Here is a 19,752-nt window from a genome sequence, read left to right as displayed (position 1 = left end):
CCCCCTGTGCGCTCCCTGCGCCATGAGTGACATAGCGCAGAAAAAATATTGGGAGCGCAATGTGCCCGGAAATAACACAGGAGTGGTAGCCCTGCTAAGCGTAGCGCGAGCAGGGACATTTCCGGTTGCGCCGATATTTCGCCGGGTGGCGGCTGGCGCCTTACCCGGCCTACAGGGCTTATCCGGCCTGGAACGGCTGAACCCGAAGAAATATTTATCCGCTCCGCTATTCCAGCCGCCAGCTCAGCACCGGCCAGCCATATCCGGCACCCGCCGCCTGCAGCTGCGGACAGGGATTGACCAGCCGCACGCGATCCGCATGCAGGCACAGCGGCAGATCGTTAATGGAATCGGTATAGAAAGTCACCTCGCCGTCATACTGCGGATGCGTCTCGCGCCACTGCGCCAGACGCGCCACCTTCCCCTGCTGATAGCTGGGGATCCCGGCAATGACCCCGCTGTAGCCGCCGTCGACCATCTCCACGTCAATGCCCAGCGCCTGATCAATCTCCAGCGCGGCGGCCACCGCCTGCACCAGCAGGCTAACCGAGGCGGAGATAATCAGCATCTGCTCCCCCTCGGCCCGCAGACGACGAATGAGCTCCCACGCCTGCGGATAGACCCGGGGCAGGATCGCCTCGCGCACGCAGCGGGCCACCAGCGCGTCAACGTCCGACTTCGGTATTCCGGCCAGCGGCGCCTGGATCAGGGCCACATAATCGGCGATATTCATCTCTCCCCGGTCATAATCCGCCATTAGCCGCGCCTCGCGGGCAAGATACCCCTTCTGCGTCGCCAGCCCTTCGCGAACCATAAACTGGCTCCAGACCGTACTGCTATCGCCCTGTATCAGGGTGTTATCGAGATCAAAAATCGTCAGCGTGTTGCCCATGGTACTTTCCCTTACTGGTCAAAATAAGCTGCCGGGAGCATGCGTAAAAAAGATGACAGGAAAATGAACCGGACGCCAAAGCGCCCGGCTCGCCATCAGCCGGCGCGGACCTTCGCGGTGCGGAACACCAGCACGATCCCACCGATGATCGCCACCATACCGACCATCGCCGCCGCTGGCAGCCGGTTGCCCAGCAGCAGATAATCCAGTAGCGCCGTGATCACTGGCACCAGATAAAAGAGGCTGGTGACATTGACAATATTTCCCGCGCTCAGCAGACGATACAGCAGCAGCTGGGCGACCACCGAAATCAGCAGCCCGAGAAACAGCACCGGAATAATCAACCCGGCGTTAACGGTAAACCGGAAGCCGCTGACCGGGGCAATCAGCAGGCACAGCCCCAGACTGACGGCGTACTGCAGCGGCAGGACATCCGCCGGCGCCTGACGGCTGCGCTTTTGCCACAGCGCGCCAAAGGTCATCAGCAGCAGAGCCGCCAGCGCAAACAGGATCCCCACCATCGCCATCGGCGAGGCCGCCAGGCTGCGCCACACCAGCAGCACCAGCCCCGCCAGGGCAATCAGCAGTCCTGACAGCCGCCGCCCCTGCAGGCGACGCTCCACCACGCAAAGCGTAAGGATGGGCTGGATCCCCATGATGGTGGCGATAAGTCCCGGCGTCACACCGTTAGCCATCGCCTCGAAGTAACAGACCGAATAGCCGCCAATCAGCATCAGGCCGGTGGCCGCTGTCTGCAGGCGGGTGCCCGGCGCGGGTAGCCAGCGCCGACGGACGATGGCCAGCGGCGCCAGCGCGACCAGGGCAATCAGAAAACGAAAGACCAGCAGCGCCATCGGCGAAGCGTTGTCCAGTCCCCAGCGGGTGAAGATGGCCGCGCTGCCCCACAGCAGCACAAAAATGGCCGTTGTCGCCTGCGAGGCGAGCAGAGAATAGCGAACGTGCATAGCATGCTCCAGAACGTCAAACACAAGGTATCAAGCGTCATACCGGCAGGTAAGCGCCTGCTAAAGACGGCGTTAAGCGTCGAAAACAACCCGGTCTGGAGGGGGAGGCGGTGGGCAGAGCGTGGTGAAGCAATGATGAGGCGCAGACGTCATCCACCCCGCGTCGAAAGCGGCGCCGGGCAAAGTCTCACCAGAGATGGCGTAATGCGTCATGGAATGCCTCGTGAAATGTTTAATCAGAATCCTGGCACAGGCCGTTCGGAAGTGACAACTGCCTTTTATGGCTGATCTCTCGACTGGTTGTTTATTTTTAATCGTAAATAAACGTAAAGGCGGCCTCGGCTTATTCAGCCGTTCTTTTTAATCGGCTATAAAACAAAGCAGTCTGCTTGCTACTTCGAAAATAACGATATGAAGCCAAAACTGACGCATGCTCTCTTTTTAATTCCTTTTTTGTTGTTGGCAGGATGCTCCTCCTCACCGAAACAGGCAAAGAACACAAAATCTCATGCGGATATGACCATTGATAGCGGATCGGACGATCTGATCCCGGTGGTGGCGGCCCTGCATGATCAGATGCACACCTGGCAGGGAACCCCCTATGAATGGGGCGGTACTGAACAAAGCGGCGTCGACTGCTCGGGTTTCGTCTGGCGCACGTTGAAGGATCGCTTTAACCTGCCGATGGAGCGGATCACCACCCGCGAGCTGCTGCACATGGGCGTGCGGGTCAATAAGCGCGATTTACGTCCCGGCGATCTGGTTTTCTTCCGCACCCGGGCCGGGATGCACGTTGGCTTTTACGATACCGATCATAATTTCCTTCACGCCTCGAGCAGCCAGGGCGTGATGCGCTCTTCGCTGGACAACCCTTACTGGGAGTCGGCGTTCTACCAGGCGCGCCGTTTGCCGAAGGAGTATAACGCGCAGATCACCATGAACAGCGACACCCTGCATCTGGCGAAGAATCGCCGCTAAAAAAAAAGCCGCAGCCAGGGCTGCGGCGGGTGGTTCTGCGGTTAATCAGAACTGGTAGGTCATACCCAGCGCGACGATGTCGTCATCGTTGATGCCGAGTTTGTTATCGCTTTTCAGCTGGTTGATTTTGTAATCCACGAAGGCGTTCATGTTTTTGTTGAAGTAGTAGGTCAGGCCCACGTCAATGTAGTTAACCAGATCTTCGCTACCCACCCCTTCGATATCCTTCCCTTTCGACAGCACATAGCCGAGGGACGGACGCAGACCGAAGTCGAACTGATACTGCGCCACCGCTTCAAAGTTCTGCGCTTTGTTGGCAAAACCGCCGCTGATCGGGGTCATCTTGCGGGTTTCAGAGTACATGGTCGCCAGGTAGATATTGTTGGCGTCATATTTCAGGCCGGTCGCCCAGGCTTCCGCTTTCGAACCCTGGCCGCGGGCCAGCAGGTTCTGATCGTTGGTACGGTCGGAGCTGGTGTAGGCCGCGCTGACGGCGAAGTCGCTGCCGCCGAAATCATAGCTTAATGAGGTACCAACGCCGTCGCCGTTCTGTTTCTTCGCTTCACGGCCTTCGTTTTTACCCTGGTACTGCAGGGTCATATCCAGACCATCCACCAGACCGAAGAAATCGGTGTTACGGTAGGTCGCCAGGCCGCTGGCGCGCTTGGTCATAAAGTTATCGGTCTGAGCAGAGGAATCGCCGCCGAATTCCGGGAACATATCGGTCCAGGCTTCCACGTCGTACAGGGCGCCAAGGTTACGACCGTAGTCAAAGGAGCCGTAGTTCTTCAGCTTCACCCCGGCGAATGCCAGACGGGTTTTCTGGCTCGAGTCGCTCTCGGTTTTGTTACCCGAGAATTCAGATTCCCAACGGCCATAGCCGGTCAGGTCATCGTTAATCTGCGTTTCGCCTTTAATACCGAAACGCACGTAAGTCTGATCGCCATCTTTGCTGTCATAATCGCTGAAGTAGTGCATGGCTTTGATCTTGCCGTACACATCCAGTTTGTTCGCGTTCTTGTTATAAACTTCCGCTGCCTGCGTCGCTGTTGAAGCCACAAAGCCCATCATCATTAATGCCAGAGTACTCTTTTTCATTATTCAGTCCTGGTGATTTATTTATACGCGCTATTCAATTGCGGGCGCTCGCCCATCAAAAACAGGAGGTTTTTTAACGCCGGGAGATTAAATATTTATGACAAGGTGGAACTTTTTATAAAAAAGAGTATTTAAATGTATCTGACATATTTTTGTCACATCCCCTCTCCAGAATGCCCGATCCCGCGCAATAAAATGGCGCGCCCGCCGCCCCGGGTGTTGGCAAGCGGGCCGACTCCTGCTACAACATCAGCTCGATATCGATATTCCTTTTGAACGGCAGAGAATCATGAGTGAAAGCCAGACGCTGGTGGTAAAACTGGGCACCAGTGTTTTAACAGGCGGGTCCCGCCGCCTGAACCGCGCCCATATCGTTGAGCTCGTGCGCCAGTGCGCACAGCTGCACGCCATGGGACACCGTATTGTCATCGTGACCTCCGGGGCCATTGCCGCCGGGCGCGAGCACCTTGGTTACCCGGAACTGCCCGCCACCATCGCCTCCAAGCAGCTGCTGGCGGCGGTGGGACAAAGCCGTCTGATCCAGCTGTGGGAACAGCTGTTTTCTATCTATGGCATTCACGTTGGCCAGATGCTGCTGACCCGCGCCGACATGGAAGACAGAGAACGGTTCCTCAACGCCCGCGACACTCTGCGCGCGCTGCTGGATAACAGCATCGTCCCGGTCATTAACGAAAACGACGCCGTCGCCACCGCGGAAATCAAAGTGGGCGATAACGACAATCTCTCCGCACTGGCCGCGATCCTCGCCGGGGCGGATAAGCTGCTGCTGTTAACCGACCAGCCAGGACTGTTCACCGCCGACCCGCGTAGCAACCCGCAGGCGGAGCTGATTAAAGACGTCTACGGCATCGACGACGCGCTGCGCGCCATCGCCGGCGACAGCGTCTCCGGACTCGGCACCGGCGGCATGGGCACCAAGCTGCAGGCCGCGGACGTCGCCTGCCGCGCGGGGATTGATACCATTATCGCCGCTGGCAACCGCCCGGACGTCATCGGCCATGCGATGGCAGGCCTGCCAGTAGGCACCTGCTTCCACGCGCAGGAGTCTCCGCTGGAGAACCGTAAGCGCTGGATCTTCGGCGCCCCGCCGGCCGGTGAACTGACCGTCGATGCGGGCGCGACCCAAGCGATCCTCGAAAGAGGCAGCTCGCTGTTGCCAAAAGGCATCAAAATCGTCAGCGGCAACTTCTCCCGCGGCGAAGTGATCCGCATCCGCAATAGCGAAGGACGCGATATCGCTCACGGCGTTAGCCGCTACAACAGCGATGCGCTGCGCCTTATCGCCGGCCAGCACTCGCAGCAAATCGATGCCATTCTGGGCTACGAATACGGCCCGGTGGCCGTCCACCGCGATGATATGATCATCCGTTAAGGAGCTGAAAATGCTGGAACAAATGGGCATTGCCGCCAAAGCGGCCTCCTGGCAGCTGGCGTTACTCTCCAGCCGGGAAAAGAACCAGGTACTGGAAAAGATCGCCGATTATCTGGAAGCGCAGACCGACGATATTCTGCGCGCCAACGCGGAAGATTTAGCTGAAGCTCGCGCCAATGGCCTGAGTGAAGCGATGCTTGATCGCCTCGCGCTGACCCCGGCGCGCCTGAGCGGCATCGCCAGCGATGTGCGCCAGGTGTGCAATCTGGCCGATCCGGTCGGCCAGGTGATCGACGGCGGGCTGCTGGATAGCGGTCTGCGTATTGAACGTCGCCGCGTCCCGCTGGGGGTGATTGGCGTGATTTATGAAGCGCGTCCCAACGTGACGGTCGACGTCGCCTCCCTGTGTCTGAAAACCGGCAACGCAGCGATCCTGCGCGGCGGGAAAGAGACCTGGCGCACCAACGCCGCCACGGTGAAGGTGATCCAGCAGGCGCTGCAGGAGTGCGGTCTGCCGGCCGCCGCGGTACAGGCCATTGAGAGCCCGGATCGCGCGCTGGTGGGCGAAATGCTGAAGATGGATAAATACATCGATATGCTGATCCCCCGCGGCGGCGCGGGCCTGCACAAGCTGTGCCGCGAGCAGTCAACGATCCCGGTGATCACCGGCGGGATTGGCGTGTGCCATATCTTCGTTGATGAAACCGCCGAGATCGCCCCTGCGCTGAAGATCATCGTCAACGCCAAGACCCAGCGGCCGAGCACCTGCAATACCGTGGAAACGCTGCTGGTGCACCGCAACATCGCCGACACCTTCCTGCCGGCGTTAAGCAAGCAGATGGCCGAGAGCGGCGTCACCCTGCACGCCGCCCCTTCCGCCCTCCCCACGCTGCAAAACGGCCCTGCGAAAGTCGAGCCGGTGAAAGCGGAGCAGTATGACGACGAGTATCTGTCGCTGGATCTGAACGTCAAAGTGGTGGCCGATATGGATGAGGCTATCGCCCATATTCGCGAACATGGCACTCAGCATTCCGACGCCATCCTGACCCGCACCTTGCGTAACGCCAACCGCTTTATCAATGAAGTGGACTCTTCCGCCGTCTACGTGAACGCCTCCACGCGCTTCACCGACGGCGGCCAGTTCGGCCTTGGCGCGGAGGTGGCGGTCAGCACCCAGAAGCTGCACGCCCGCGGCCCGATGGGGCTGGAAGCGTTAACCACCTATAAGTGGATTGGTTTCGGCGACGATACCATTCGTGCGTAAATGAGAACGGGCGATGCAAAAATAGGCAGTTGATTCCACTGGCTATTGACGCATCGCCCGCTAAGTTCTAACCTTTTGCCTCGTGATTCACGCTCGTGAACACCTCTTGCAGGGCCGATATAGCTCAGTTGGTAGAGCAGCGCATTCGTAATGCGAAGGTCGTAGGTTCGACTCCTATTATCGGCACCATTTCAACTTCCCCCAACGTCCGTATTTATCCATAACTACCCTGATTTATAAAGATTTTACTGCTCTTCAGTCCATCGCCGCCCGTAATTTTCTAGTAAATCATATACTTAATGTATTTAGGATTGTGTATATGTCTTTGTTCGGTCCTGGATTCCTATACACACGCCTTTCAATGATATGCAGATTCGCTGCACTAAGCTTGTAGCTAAAGCCTATACGCTTGGATATGGGCAAGGGCTGTCATTGCTTATAGAACCTAATAGAAGCAAAAGCTGGCGGTTCCGCTATCGCTATGTCGGTAAGCCCAAAATGATCTCGCCTGGTGTGTATCCGACAATCAACCTTGCCGATGCTCGCTCTCGTCGCTATGATGCCCGAAAACTGGTCGCCGAAGGAAAGAACCCGAGTGAAGTACGAAAAGAGCAGAAGGTCGCTTTGCAAACGGAATCCGAAAGTGCGTTTGAAAAGATAGCTACAGAGTTGCATCAGATGAAGTCCGCCAAATGGTCGGCAGGATATGCGTCAGATATCATGGAAGCGTTTCAGAACGACATTTTCCCGTATGTTGTAACAAGGAAAGTGGGAAAGATAAAACCGCTGGAGCTGCTTAACGTACTGCTTAAAATTGAAAACGCGGGGCGTTAGAGAAGATGCGCAAAGTTCGACAGCGTTGTTCAGAAGTGTTTCGTTATGCCATAGCTACTGGGAGAGCTGAGTTTAATCCTGCTGCAGATCTCTCTAGCGCCCTCGAAGTACATCAATCTAATCATTTTCCATTCCTAAAAGTTGGTGAGCTACCAGATTTTCTACGAGCCTTAGACAGTTACGCAAGCAGTCGGCTTGTACAAGTTGCTACGAAATTACTTATGATTACGGGTGTGAGAACCATTGAATTACGTGCAGCATTATGGCAAGAATTTGATCTGGATTACGCAATTTGGGAAATTCCTACTGAAAGGATGAAAATGCGCAGGTCACATCTTGTGCCATTGTCGTCTCAAGCGTTAGATTTACTCAATGAACTGAAGATCATGGCTGGGGACTATCGTTATGTTTTTCCGGGGCGGAACGATCCGAACAAGCCGATGAGCGAAGCCAGTATCAATCAGGTCATCAAACGCATTGGTTATGGTGGGAAACTTACAGGGCATGGTTTTAGGCATACGTTATCGACTATTTTACATGAGCAAGGATTTGATTCGGCTTGGATTGAAATACAGCTTGCTCATATAGATAAGAATAATATCAGAGGCACGTACAATCATGTTCAGTATATTGATAAACGGCGGAGTATGATGCAGTGGTATTCAAATTACATTTTTGATTAAAGGATAAACATGGACAATCCACGCAGTGCTATACACGCAATCAAAGGTTATTTTTATCAGTTTGATAAGACTATTCTTGAATTATTGCAACGTTCCGATAATGATGCCATTTATATTGAGGGGATTGAGGACATTGATCTTAAAACCGTCGATGATAATACGGCAATACAATGTAAATATTATGAGAGCACAGAGTATAATTCATCTGTCATAGCGAAGCCTATTCGCTTGATGTTAAAGGATTTCGCTGATAGAGTTTTTAATAGTAAAGAGTCGTATAAATATACTTTATATGGTTTTTACTCTAAAGGGCACGATAAGCTAACACTTCCTTTGACAGTTGAATATTTGAAAGATAATTTCTTGATATATCATGAGTATGAAAAAAAAGATAAAGGAGATGATAAAAAAAGAATCAAGAAAACAATTGAAACTCATATTGAATTAGGTCTTAATGAACAGCATTTATCAGATTTCATCAGTTTATTAACCATTGACATCAACGCACCATCTTATGATAAGCAAATAAATGAAGTGTTAGATAAAATTAAGGATGTTTATTCATGCTCTGCATTTGAGGCTGAGTTTTATTATTATAATAATGCAATTTCACTTATAAAAAAATACTCAACCATAAAAGGTGAGGAAAACAGAAAAATCTTACCGGTTGATTTTAAAAATCAGATTGATAATAAAAACATTCTATTTGATATTTGGTTCTCAATATTCAAATCAGAAATTAGCTATTGTGAGGAGTTAAGAGCTAAGTATTTCCCGTCGGTGATGAACACTAATAATTTTGACCGTTTCTTTATTATTGAGAATAATAACTATAGAATTCATGAAGTGGTTGAGTTAGTAGTTATCATCCTAAAAAGGTGGTCTGTTACAAGCATAAACAAAAAGCAACAAGAAGATCGGTTTTGTCCATATTTTTATATTCATGGGATGTCTTCTTCTGACTTATCAGAATTGAAGTTGGCTTTAAAAACATCAGGCTACCCCCCAATGGATGGGTATGATTACCTCGGTGCAAGTTTTAATTGTGAGTCGTTAATGAGAGATATTAATGATATATCATATTATAAAATTAGGTTTGTAAATGATATTAGTTTCATTGATGATGTTTTATTAAGATCAACTAAAACAAAAGAAATTTATCAGTTCTATGTTAATGAACCTTTTTATCACTATGAAAATAAACAAGCTAAGGTTGTTAAAATCCAAGTTAAATCATTAGATATGTGTAAAAGGATATTGAAATGAATAACACTAATTTGAATGATGTTAATGCCGAAGTTATATCTGTTTATCCGAATAATATTAAGATCCTTGTAACTAACCTTAATGATTTTAAAGATGGGCAAAACTTAAAGGTTGGATCATATATTAAAGTGCCATCTGATGATGGAACTATGATGCTCATTGGTATTATTGAAAACTTTTCAATTGAAGCTAAGGAGAGTGGTGAGAGAAAGTATCTTATACAAGCTAATCCATTGGGTATTATCAAGGATGGGAAGTTTGAGCGCGGTGGCGATTCAATTGCATTACCTCCTAAAGAGGCTGCGCCAGCGACATATGATGATATTAGAAGTATTTATAAAGATTCTGTAGAACAAAGTAAGCAATTTGAGTTTTGCTCTCTTTCATATAACGAAAATATTAGAATTCCATTGGATGGTAATAGGTTTTTTAATAAACATATTGCTATAATAGGATCGACAGGTTCTGGAAAATCTCATACTGTCTCCAAAGTAATACAAACGGCTATAAATGGAAGAAATGGAGATTTTAGTTTAAATAACTCGCATATTATTATTTTCGATATTCACTCTGAGTATAGTTCAGCTTTTCCTGATGCCAATTTTTTAGATGTTAATAACTTATGTTTGCCTTATTGGTTGCTAAACAGTGAAGAATTAGAAGAGATTCTCTTAGATACCGGAGAAAGAGATAACTATAATCAGTCATCGGTATTTAGAATGTTGGTAACGGCAAATAAGAGAAAACATAACCCATCATTATCGAAAGTTTTTTATGACAGCCCTGTCTTTTTTGATATAGATGAAGTTGAAAATGCTTTAAAAAACCTGCGAGATGAGACCAAAAATTCAAAAGCAAATGATAGATATATGATCATTGGTGAATCTGGTGAAGCAGATAAAAAGGGGGATAGCTCCACAACCCAAGATTGCGGTTGCCAACTTAATGACGCTGATCGTATTGATAAATATTTTGAGAAAAAATTTAATTTCTACAACACTAAAAACTCGAATATAACAAAAGGGTTTTATGCTGATGGGACTTTAGATAAATTTATTTCTCGATTTTCCGAAAAAATCAATCAAGATAGGTTATCATTCCTTTTCTCTGAGAAATCTAGAAGTAATAAATTTGAAGATGTTATCAGGAGTTTGCTAGGAGTAAAAACAACACCAGATGATAACAGAAATGTGACTATTATAGATTTAAGTGGAATACCTTTTGAGGTTTTGAGCATTACGGTTTCTTTAATATCCAGACTGATTTTTGAATATGGTTATGTCTATAAAAAAATGAAAGAGGCCAATGGTGAAAATACTGACTTCCCCATTCTTTTAGTTTATGAAGAGGCTCATAAATACGTTCCAAATAGTGAACTTGTTAGATATAGGTCTTCTAAAAAGTCAATTGAACGTATTGCTAAGGAAGGCCGGAAATATGGGGTTACCTTACTTCTTGCCAGCCAAAGGCCATCCGAAATATCTGAAACCATATTCTCTCAATGTAATAATTTTATAGCTATGAGGTTAACTAACCCTGTGGATCAAAATTATGTCAAGAGACTTCTCCCTGATACACTTGGAGCTATTATTGATACTTTACCTTCCCTTAAGGCTGGTGAAGCTTTAATTATTGGGGAGTCAATTGTTTTGCCTTCCATAGTTTCTATTGATCTATGTCCAGAGGATAAGCAACCATCTTCAAATGACATAAAATATTGGGAGGTCTGGAAACAGCAATGGCATAATGTGGATTTTTCAGGTGTCAAAGACCACTGGCTTAAATAACTTCAAAATTTGTTAATTTGGGGTTCTCTAAATACCTTTTGTCTACTTGCCGCTTCCGAGCGGCTTTTTCTTCGCCTTCATCAGGCAGCCTCAGAAGCCCTTCAAGCCCTCGAACATAGTTCTACCACTCACCAACACTCTCTTGAATCCGCGCGATGCAGTGACGCGCTCAGGTCGCGAAATTAAATATCATTAAATAAATACTTTACCGCTGGCGCGCAGTGCTTTCCCCGCCTCGCCTGCCCGCTTCGTGGGTCGGTTTTCATGCAGGTGCATGGGCAGGTGATCTCCTCCCGGAAAACAGTACCACTCTACATCAAGATAAAAGCCTCTCTGCGTTTACACCAGGGTGGCTTTCCCCTTGCGTCGCCCCCTTAAACTCAACGCACTTATCGCTGAGCAAGGACATCAAAACGGCCCCCTCTTCAAACCGTTAATCCAGTAATTTCATCTCCAGCGCCCGGCTCATCGCTTGAGTGCGGCTATTCACTTTAAGCTTCGCGTAGATGTTTTTGATGTGCCATTTGACCGTCTCGGCAGAAATAGCGAGGGAGCGAGCGATTTCTTTGTTCATCTGACCTTCAGCGATCAGCTGTAATATCTGAAATTCTCGCTCGCTGAGTTCCCCATGAATATCGGGGCTTCCACTATTAAACGGTGTGCCGTCTGCAGGCGCGCGCTTGTCGGCCCAGGGTTCATGCACTCCCCCTTCCTCTTTACCAGCCGAAGAGGATTCATTCATACCGGCAAGCAAAGGTTGCAAGGTATCGCCAGCGTCAAGAAAGAGGCCTTTGAGATGCTGTTGTTCAGCCAGCTGCACGACTGGCTGAAATGTCGTGCGCGCAGCGGCAGTTTTGCCACTGTTCCACAAGGCCAATGACCAGAGCGTACGCAGACGCGCTGCGGTTAACCTGTCCCCCCGGTTTTCCTGATCAGGGACCATATCAGCCAGGAGAATACAGGCTTGCGGCGCCTGGCCTCTGGCGAGAAGAAGGCGACAGTGGCTAAGGGATGCATACAGAACGATAGCGCGTTGACAGGGATGTTCGGCATTCATTCTGAAGCTGGCGGCCATTTGTTCAAGCTGTCGTTGCAGTTGCTCTGCGCCTGTGACATTGCCGTGCTGCAGTCGCACCCTCACCTGCTCGGCTAACATCATGGCCTGGAGCCGTTGCCAGCCGCGAGACACCGCAAGACGCTGCGCATGCTCCAGCAATCGCTCGGCCTCATACGGCATATCGCCATCCAGGGCCTGACGCGCGAGATAGGTATAGCAACGACTCAGCGCATCGGGTGGACTGAATCGGTCGATGAATTCGAGCCGGTCGGCTAACAGATGATCGGGCGAGTCACCACTCTGACATTCATAGGCTATCTCCGCCAGCAGCGGCGCCAGCGTCGCGCCACTGGTCGACTGGGTACCGGTATAACATTCAGCCTGGCGCAACGTTTTCTCTGCGTACCACCCGGCTTTCCCCAGATCGCCCTGACAAAGATGGCACTGGGCAATGATAAAAGCGCGATAAACCGAGACAAACAGATTATCTAAAGGACTTTCCGGAGAGGGCATATGCTGTTGAACCTCCAGCGCATCGTGATAGCGCTGGTTAACAACATGGCAATAGCTGAGAATATTGCATATCAGACCATCAACCCAGGTGTCGCCGCAGGGCACTTCGGCCAGCAACGGCTGAACAATAGCCAGACTCTCCGGGATGTTTTCCGCAAAGGCTTCGCAAATTGCCCGCACAACCCGCAATTTACACCAGGTGCTGCGGGTTAAATCCTCACGATGATGAAGTACCATCTGATCGAGGTTATCAAGCAGCTGCCTCGACTCATCAAAGTGGAAATAATGCGCCAGTGCCCAGGCCAGATTAATTTGCAGGTCAATGCGCGAAGGATCGGTGCTGGGCGGTAAATGATGCATCCATGAGATCAGGGTATCGATATCCCCTTCTTCCGCCAGTGACTGAGCGCTTGCGCCGTCCTGTACGGGGCTATGCACCGGCTTGCCTGCGCTGAGCGCATGGCGTACCGCCTCAGACCACAGCTTCTGTTCGACGAACCAATGACTGGCTAATTCATGTAGCTGTTTGCGATCAATATCGTTGTTCTGCTGCAGCATGGTCCGAAGATTTTCCTGCAACAGAGGATGGTAGCGAAACCAGTAGCCTTGTTCGTCAAGGGCTGACAAAAAAAGGTTGTGTCGCTCAATCCATGCCAGCATCGCTTTACTATCATCTCGTCCTGTCACTGCATTGCATAATTCGGCATTTAACCGACTGAGGAAGGACGTTTTCACCAGAAAATCAAGAACCTCTTCCGGCAGCGGATCCAGTACCACCTCTTTCAGATAGCGGGCAATAGACCGTGTTCCTCCATGCATATTGCGCAACAGATGCTCGGGATCATGCTGTAATTCTGCGGACAATGAAGCGATCTTCATCCCTGCAATCCAGCCCTCAGTCACGGACTGTAGCCGCTGTGCATGGTGGTTGCTGAGGGGTAGCGCAACCGTGCGGCTAAAATAGTGTTTTGTTTCTTCGAGCGTAAATTGCAGGTCTCGATCATAGATTTCCACCAGTTGGTCCTGGGCCTGCAGCTGGCTCAGCGCAAGATTCGGGTGGAAACGGCTGCCAATGATCAGATGCAAGGCGGCAGGCGCATGCTTGATTAAATACCCCAGGGCTTCATAGACCCCACGATCGTTAATCACGTGGAAGTCGTCGATGATCAGGTATACGTCATGCGGGCAATAGTGTAGCTGGTTAATGAGCCCGGCCAGCAGTTGCTCGGAGCTGGAGAGCTTCTGTTCTTCCATGTCACGCCAGAAATCGGCGTCCCAGTCAGCATAGAGTGGACGCAATGCTTGCAGCAGATAAGGAATAAACTGCCATACGTCATCATCATCCTCATCGAGGCTCAGCCAGGCGATACGTTCACCCTGGGCGACCATCTGCTGATGCCATTGCGCCAAAAGCGTGGTTTTGCCAAATCCAGCGCCGGCGCAGACGACGCCCAGCCGGCACTGCTGAACGGGACTGAGAAGCTGAAGAAGCCGGGGGCGCTCCAGCAATTGTATTGAGGAGCGAGGCGGGACGAATTTGGTCAGGATTAACGGCAAGCCTCGCGTCAGCCGCAATGGCCCGGAGACCAGTGAGGGTGATTGGCGACCTTCTAAATCCAATGGCTTCATCCGTGGTGTCTACTCGTTTTGTTTTTTTTCAATTGTACGCCAGCCACCGGGATGACATGGGGCAGGCAAACTTTATGGCCACACAAAATTTAGAAAGTTTGACCTCAAGCATGAAAACCCCCACCTACCCCCCCATGAAGGTGGCTTCGCACTCTCTCTAACCGCTCGTAGATTCATTGCATGGGTGTGGCCAGGGTTATCCGCCTTGTCTGTTGGCCCCGCCTGGTGACCTTTATTGAGGAGAATTAAACGATGCTCAGCAAACAGGCGTTATTGCAGGCTTACCGCAAGATGCGGGAGATCAGGACCTTTGAAGAGCGGTTGCATCAGGAAAATACCAGCGGTGATATTCCGGGCTTCATTCACCTTTATACCGGTGAGGAGGCCATCGCGGTGGGGGTCTGCGAAAATTTAACGAGCGCAGATTTCATTGGTTCAACACACCGTGGACATGGCCACTGTATTGCTAAAGGTTGTGACATTCACGGCATGATGGCCGAAATATTCGGTAAGGACAGCGGGTTATGTCGCGGTAAGGGTGGCTCGATGCACATTGCCGATCTGTCGAAAGGAATGCTGGGGGCGAATGCTATCGTTGGGGGGGCCCCTCCACTGGCCATCGGCGCCGCGCTAACGGCAAAGACGCTAAAAACCGGCAACGTCGGGGTCTCTTTTACGGGCGATGGGGGTTCTAATCAGGGCCTGGTCTTTGAAGCCATCAATATGGCCGTCGTGCTCCAGCTTCCAGCCGTCTTTATTTTCGAGAACAACGGTTACGGCGAAGGGACCGGCCATGACTACGCCGTGGGTGGGCGTGATATCGCCCGGCGCGCCGCTGGCTTCGGCCTGCCGGCAGTGACCGTCGATGGCACCGATTTCTTTGCCGTTTATGAGGCAACCTCAGAGGCGGTCAAGCGTGCGCGAGAAGGCGGTGGCCCAAGCGTCATTGAGGCCAAAGCCTTCCGCTGGCATGGTCATTTTGAGGGCGATCCCGCGCTATACCGCGCGGAAGGTGAAGTGCAACGCCTGCGTGAACAACATGATCCGCTGAAGATTTTCACCGCTAAGGTCAAGCAACATATCACCCAGGAAGAACTGGCGGCGATTGACGAGAAAGTAGAAGCCCTGGTCAACGATGCCGTATTGAAGGCCCGCGCCGCTGCCTACCCGGCTCCGGAAGACCTGCTGACAGACGTGTACGTCTCATACTGAGGGTGATAACCATGACAATAAAAACCTATCGTGAAGCGGTCAAGGAAGCCCTGGCTCAGGAAATGGAACGCGATGAACGCGTGGTACTCATCGGTGAAGACTTGCGTGGCGGTCATGGCGGAAATGCGCCCGAAGAGGCGAAGATTGAAGCCTTTGGCGGTGTACTGGGTGTCACTAAAGGGCTGTGGACGCAGTTCGGCTCCGATCGGGTGATCGACACGCCCATTACCGAGTCGGCCATTATCGGTATGGCGGCCGGCGCCGCAGCAACGGGGCTGCGGCCAGTCGCGGAATTGATGTTCATGGATTTTTTTGGTGTGAGTCACGATGCACTGTACAACCAGGCGGCTAAGTTCCGCTACATGTTTGGTGGCAAAGCCAGAGCTCCGCTGGTGATGCGAGGGATGATCGGCGCGGGGTTTTCTGCCGCAGCCCAGCATTCACAGTCACCCTATAATATCTTTGCCACCACGCCTGGACTGAAAGTGGTGGTGCCCTCGACGCCTTATGACGTCAAGGGTCTGTTAATCCAGTCCATTCGCGACGACGACCCGGTGGTATTCTGCGAGCATAAAATGCTGTACGACCTCAAGGGCGAGGTACCGGACGAGATCTATACCATCCCGCTAGGTGTAGCCAACTACACTCGCGAAGGGGAGGACGTCACCATCATTGCGTTGTCGGCAATGGTACATAAAGCAAACCAGGTGGCGGACAAACTGGCCAGAGAGGGGATCTCGGTCGAGGTGGTCGACCCGCGAACCATTTCGCCGCTGGATGAGGAAGGTATTCTGGAATCGGTGGCTTCCACGGGGCGGGTAGTGATTGTCGACGAATCCGCTGCACGCTTCGGTTTTGCTCATGATGTCGCGGCGCTAATTGCGTCCCAGGCATTCCATTTCCTCAAAGCGCCCGTTCTGCTGGTGACGCCGCCACACACGCCGGTCCCGTTCTCCCCTGCTCTCGAAAAACTCTGGATCCCTGGCGTTGAACGTATCGAAGCCGCCGTCCGTCAAGTGCTGGAGGATTAACCTATGAGCGAAATCAAGACGCTTGAAATGCCAAAGTGGGGGCTTTCCATGGAGGAAGGCTTGCTCGCTCGATGGGCAATCCAGGAGGGTGACGATTTCACCAGAGGGCAGGAAATCTGTGAGATTGAAACCAGTAAAATCGTCAATGTGCTGGAGGCACCTTTTGCCGGTACATTACGCCGGATAATCGCCCGGGAGGGTGAGACGCTTCAGGTTGGCGCCGTGCTGGCTCTGGTGGCTGACGCTTCGGTCAGCGATGCTGAACTGGACGAATTTGCTGCCAGTCTGGCTATAGTGAAACCCGCAGCCCCTGACCCGGAGGCTGCCGCGCCGGACGTAGCGGCACAGGCAGGCGCTAAGCCACCGTCCGTTGTTTCGCCGCCATCCAACAGTCCGGAGCCCCCTATTGGGCAGACCGTCATCCCCGTCAGTCTGCAAGGCGTGACTGATGTGACTCAGGTTAATGCCACGCCCCATGCGTTACGACTGTCTGCCCGCTGGGGTGTCGACCTGAAAAAGGTCCGCGGCAGCGGGCGCGGGGAACGTATCTCTGTTTCTGATCTGGAAAGCGCGATCGTTGCCGCCGGCGGTCGCCTGGCCTCTCCGACGCCCCCCGTTCGTCGCAGCAAAGCGCCCCGCTCGCATGCCGATGATAGCCAGGTATCGGCCACCCCGCTGGCGCGCCGTCTGGCCGGCAAACTGGGTATCAACTTGCATGACTGCCGAAGCAGTGGTTCACGTGGTCGGGTGAGTCGTGATGATGTGCTGGCTGCGGCGTTGTTGCTCGACGGGCGCCCGCAGACCAGCCCTGTGCAGGAGAGTGCCCCGGCACCCTTTGAGAGCATCACGATGTCCGGTATGCGGCGGGCTATCGCTTCTCGCCTGCAAACCTCCAAGCAACAGTCTCCCCATTTCCGTTTGAGTGTCGATCTCGATCTGGAACGACTGTTAGCGTTTCGTCAGGAAATTAACCGCGAAGTACCCGGCGTCAAGATTTCGGTTAACGACCTGCTGGTGAAAGCTTGTGCCCTGGCGCTGGTGGCCGTGCCAGACGTCAACATCCAGTTTGATGAAGCGACACAAAGTATCCGCCGCTTTGCGGATGCCGATATTTCAGTGGCTGTTGCGCTGCCTGACGGGCTAATTACCCCCATTGTTCGCTCGGCGAACCGGAAATCGATCAGCGACATATCGGCCGAAATTCACGCCCTGGTGACCAGGGCCAAAGCGGGCACGCTGAAGCCGGAAGAGTTCCAGGGGGGAACCTTTAGCGTGTCAAATCTGGGTATGCTCGGTGTACGGCAGTTTGACGCCATCATCAATCCACCGCAAAGCGCAATCCTCGCCATTGGCACCGGCGAGATGCGGGCGGTAGTACGCGACGGGCAAATCGTCGCGCGCCACCAACTGACGGTATCGCTATCCTGCGATCACCGGGTCATCGATGGGGCGGCAGGTGCAGCTTTTCTCCAGGAACTCAAGCGACTGACTGAAACCCCAACCCTGATGTTTATCCAGGAGACGAGCTATGCACGATAATTACGATGTGCTGATCATCGGCGGGGGGCCTGGGGGGTATGTGGCCGCCATCCGTGCCGGCCAGCTAGGTCTTCGTACCGCCTTAGTGGAAAAACAACATCTGGGCGGCATCTGCCTGAACTGGGGATGCATTCCAACCAAGGCGCTGTTGCATGGCGCTGAGGTCGCGCACAGTATCACCCATGCCAGTCAGCTGGGCATCAGCGTGGGTGAGGTGAATGTCGATCTGCAGAAACTGGTGCAGTTTAGCCGTGCCGTTTCGCAACAGCTCACGGGTGGCGTTGAGTACCTGTTGAAGAAAAATGGCGTGAGGGTGATTGATGGCACCGCGCGGCTGCGCGGTAAGGGACAAATAACGGTAGCGGATGCCCGGGGGGAAGCGCACGATTACCGGGCCGATCACGTGATCCTGGCCACGGGCGCCCGACCACGCGCATTACCAGGCATAGAGCCAGATGGCGAATATATCTGGACCTATTACGAGGCACTACAGCCTAAGCGATTGCCCAGGTCGCTATTAATCATCGGTTCAGGCGCGATTGGCGTCGAGTTCGCCAGCCTTTATAACGATCTGGGCTGTAAAGTGACGCTGGTCGAGCTAGCGTCGCAGATTTTGCCCGTGGAAGATGCCGAAGTGTCAGCGGCGGTGCGTAAGTCATTCGAAAAGCGCGGGATTCAGGTCCATACCCAGACCCAGGTAACGCAAGTACAGCTCACCGATACCGGGGTACGCTGTACAATGAAAAATACGAGCGCCGAATCTTTCCTGGAAGTCGAACGCGTGCTGCTGGCGGTTGGCGTACAGCCGAATATTGAAGATCTGGGGCTGGAAGCACTGGGCGTCGAGTTAGACCGCGGTTTTATCAAGACGGACACGGCTTGTCGCACTAACGTATTTGGGCTTTATGCCATCGGCGATGTAGCCGGCCCGCCTTGTCTGGCGCACAAGGCCAGCCACGAAGGCGTGATCTGCATTGAGACACTGGCTGGTGTCGAAGGCACCCATCCGCTTGATCGCGACTATGTGCCCGGTTGCACTTATTCCCGGCCTCAGGTTGCCAGTCTGGGCCTGACGGAATCGACGGCCCTGGCCAGGGGACGGCCCGTCAGGATCGGTAAGTTCTCTTATCAGAGCAATGGTAAGGCGCTGGCCAGCGGTGAGACGGAGGGTTTTGTGAAGACCATTTTCGATGCTGAAACGGGTGAATTGCTGGGCGCGCATATGGTTGGCGCACAGGTCACGGAACAGATCCAGGGGTTTGGCATCGCCCGTCACCTGGAGGCCACCGATGAAAGTCTCCTGTCGATGATCTTTGCGCATCCGACACTTTCCGAAGCGATGCATGAGTCAATCCTCGCGGCCTGCGACCAACCGTTGCATCAATAAAAAATAAGGGAGGCGATAGCGTCGTGATACGGAGTAAGTTGCCCGTTATCCCTCCTGTATTTTCCTTGAACGTTCGATAAGGTAACAGCCCGTCGTTAGGTAAGTATCCCGCATCATTGATCTCCAGCCACTGGCAGTCATCTCACTTTATTGAAAATGAGCAGGACTAACGCAAGGCAAATGGCGCTACCGACAAATGCGGTGATGAAGGAATTCACCAATGA

13 protein-coding genes, 1 tRNA gene and 1 pseudogene are annotated in these 19,752 nt (G+C 52.4%); 11 read left to right on the top strand and 4 right to left on the bottom strand.

Annotation, left to right across the window (positions count from 1 at the left end; translation table 11 throughout):
* Positions 1–226: 226 nt before the first annotated feature.
* Together HMPREF3142_RS04990 and HMPREF3142_RS04985 are read right to left on the bottom strand one after the other, a co-directional pair.
* Positions 227–892, bottom strand: a complete 666-nt coding sequence (locus HMPREF3142_RS04990; RefSeq protein ID WP_064166483.1) for an HAD family hydrolase — start codon at positions 890–892, stop codon at positions 227–229.
* A 95-nt stretch (positions 893–987) separates the two neighbouring features.
* A complete protein-coding gene (locus HMPREF3142_RS04985; RefSeq protein WP_070611716.1) occupies positions 988–1,857 on the bottom strand; it encodes a DMT family transporter in 870 nt (289 codons plus the stop codon).
* 411 nt (positions 1,858–2,268) lie between these two features.
* Between HMPREF3142_RS04985 and HMPREF3142_RS04980 the strand changes: the two genes are divergently transcribed.
* Entirely contained in the window at positions 2,269–2,835 is a 567-nt protein-coding gene (locus HMPREF3142_RS04980) for a C40 family peptidase (RefSeq protein ID WP_004191825.1), read from the top strand.
* A gap of 45 nt (positions 2,836–2,880) precedes the next feature.
* Here the strand turns inward: HMPREF3142_RS04980 and phoE are convergent, their stop codons facing one another.
* A complete protein-coding gene (gene phoE / locus HMPREF3142_RS04975; RefSeq protein ID WP_008805307.1) occupies positions 2,881–3,933 on the bottom strand; it encodes a phosphoporin PhoE in 1,053 nt (350 codons plus the stop codon).
* Between the two features lie 289 nt (positions 3,934–4,222).
* Between phoE and proB the strand changes: the two genes are divergently transcribed.
* The 6 genes and pseudogenes from proB to herA all read left to right on the top strand — a co-directional run bounded on the left by proB (position 4,223) and on the right by herA (position 11,160).
* Positions 4,223–5,326: a glutamate 5-kinase gene (gene proB, locus HMPREF3142_RS04970; RefSeq protein ID WP_004204699.1), complete on the top strand. Its 1,104-nt coding sequence runs from the start codon at positions 4,223–4,225 to the stop codon at positions 5,324–5,326.
* A 10-nt stretch (positions 5,327–5,336) separates the two neighbouring features.
* A complete protein-coding gene (proA, locus tag HMPREF3142_RS04965) occupies positions 5,337–6,590 on the top strand; it encodes a glutamate-5-semialdehyde dehydrogenase (protein ID WP_016160355.1) in 1,254 nt (417 codons plus the stop codon).
* Positions 6,591–6,703: 113 nt separating this feature from the next.
* A tRNA-Thr gene (locus HMPREF3142_RS04960) sits at positions 6,704–6,779 on the top strand.
* Positions 6,780–6,956: 177 nt separating this feature from the next.
* Positions 6,957–8,107 (top strand): annotated as a pseudogene (locus tag HMPREF3142_RS04955) (tyrosine-type recombinase/integrase).
* Positions 8,108–8,116: 9 nt separating this feature from the next.
* Complete coding sequence (locus tag HMPREF3142_RS04950; protein WP_070611714.1) at positions 8,117–9,373, top strand: DUF4297 family anti-phage-associated protein; 1,257 nt, start codon at positions 8,117–8,119, stop codon at positions 9,371–9,373.
* Positions 9,370–11,160 (top strand): anti-phage-associated helicase HerA, encoded by a 1,791-nt coding sequence (gene herA, locus HMPREF3142_RS04945; protein ID WP_070611712.1) that lies wholly within the window; start codon positions 9,370–9,372, stop codon positions 11,158–11,160. Before HMPREF3142_RS04950 ends, herA begins: the two co-directional genes overlap by 4 nt.
* A gap of 433 nt (positions 11,161–11,593) precedes the next feature.
* Here the strand turns inward: herA and HMPREF3142_RS04940 are convergent, their stop codons facing one another.
* Positions 11,594–14,359, bottom strand: coding sequence for a LuxR C-terminal-related transcriptional regulator (locus HMPREF3142_RS04940; RefSeq protein ID WP_070611710.1), 2,766 nt, complete (start codon positions 14,357–14,359; stop codon positions 11,594–11,596).
* A 252-nt stretch (positions 14,360–14,611) separates the two neighbouring features.
* Here HMPREF3142_RS04940 and HMPREF3142_RS04935 point away from each other — a divergent pair, with 252 nt between their 5' ends.
* The 4 genes from HMPREF3142_RS04935 to lpdA are packed head-to-tail and all read left to right on the top strand — an operon-like array spanning position 14,612 to position 19,528.
* Positions 14,612–15,571, top strand: coding sequence for a thiamine pyrophosphate-dependent dehydrogenase E1 component subunit alpha (locus HMPREF3142_RS04935; RefSeq protein WP_023339629.1), 960 nt, complete (start codon positions 14,612–14,614; stop codon positions 15,569–15,571).
* 11 nt (positions 15,572–15,582) lie between these two features.
* The gene (locus HMPREF3142_RS04930) at positions 15,583–16,602 is read left to right on the top strand and encodes an alpha-ketoacid dehydrogenase subunit beta (RefSeq protein WP_002889881.1); all 1,020 of its coding nucleotides are present in this window, start codon (positions 15,583–15,585) and stop codon (positions 16,600–16,602) included.
* A gap of 3 nt (positions 16,603–16,605) precedes the next feature.
* Positions 16,606–18,141 (top strand): 2-oxo acid dehydrogenase subunit E2, encoded by a 1,536-nt coding sequence (locus HMPREF3142_RS04925; RefSeq protein WP_070611708.1) that lies wholly within the window; start codon positions 16,606–16,608, stop codon positions 18,139–18,141.
* The gene (gene lpdA / locus HMPREF3142_RS04920) at positions 18,131–19,528 is read left to right on the top strand and encodes a dihydrolipoyl dehydrogenase (protein WP_044650054.1); all 1,398 of its coding nucleotides are present in this window, start codon (positions 18,131–18,133) and stop codon (positions 19,526–19,528) included. Before HMPREF3142_RS04925 ends, lpdA begins: the two co-directional genes overlap by 11 nt.
* The last annotated feature ends 224 nt before the right edge of the window (positions 19,529–19,752 follow it).

Source organism: Klebsiella sp. HMSC16C06 (assembly GCF_001808325.1).
Taxonomy (GTDB): Bacteria; Pseudomonadota; Gammaproteobacteria; order Enterobacterales; family Enterobacteriaceae; genus Klebsiella; species Klebsiella variicola.
Note: the sequence above shows the minus strand (reverse complement) of the source record. Positions and strands in the feature narration are given on the sequence as shown.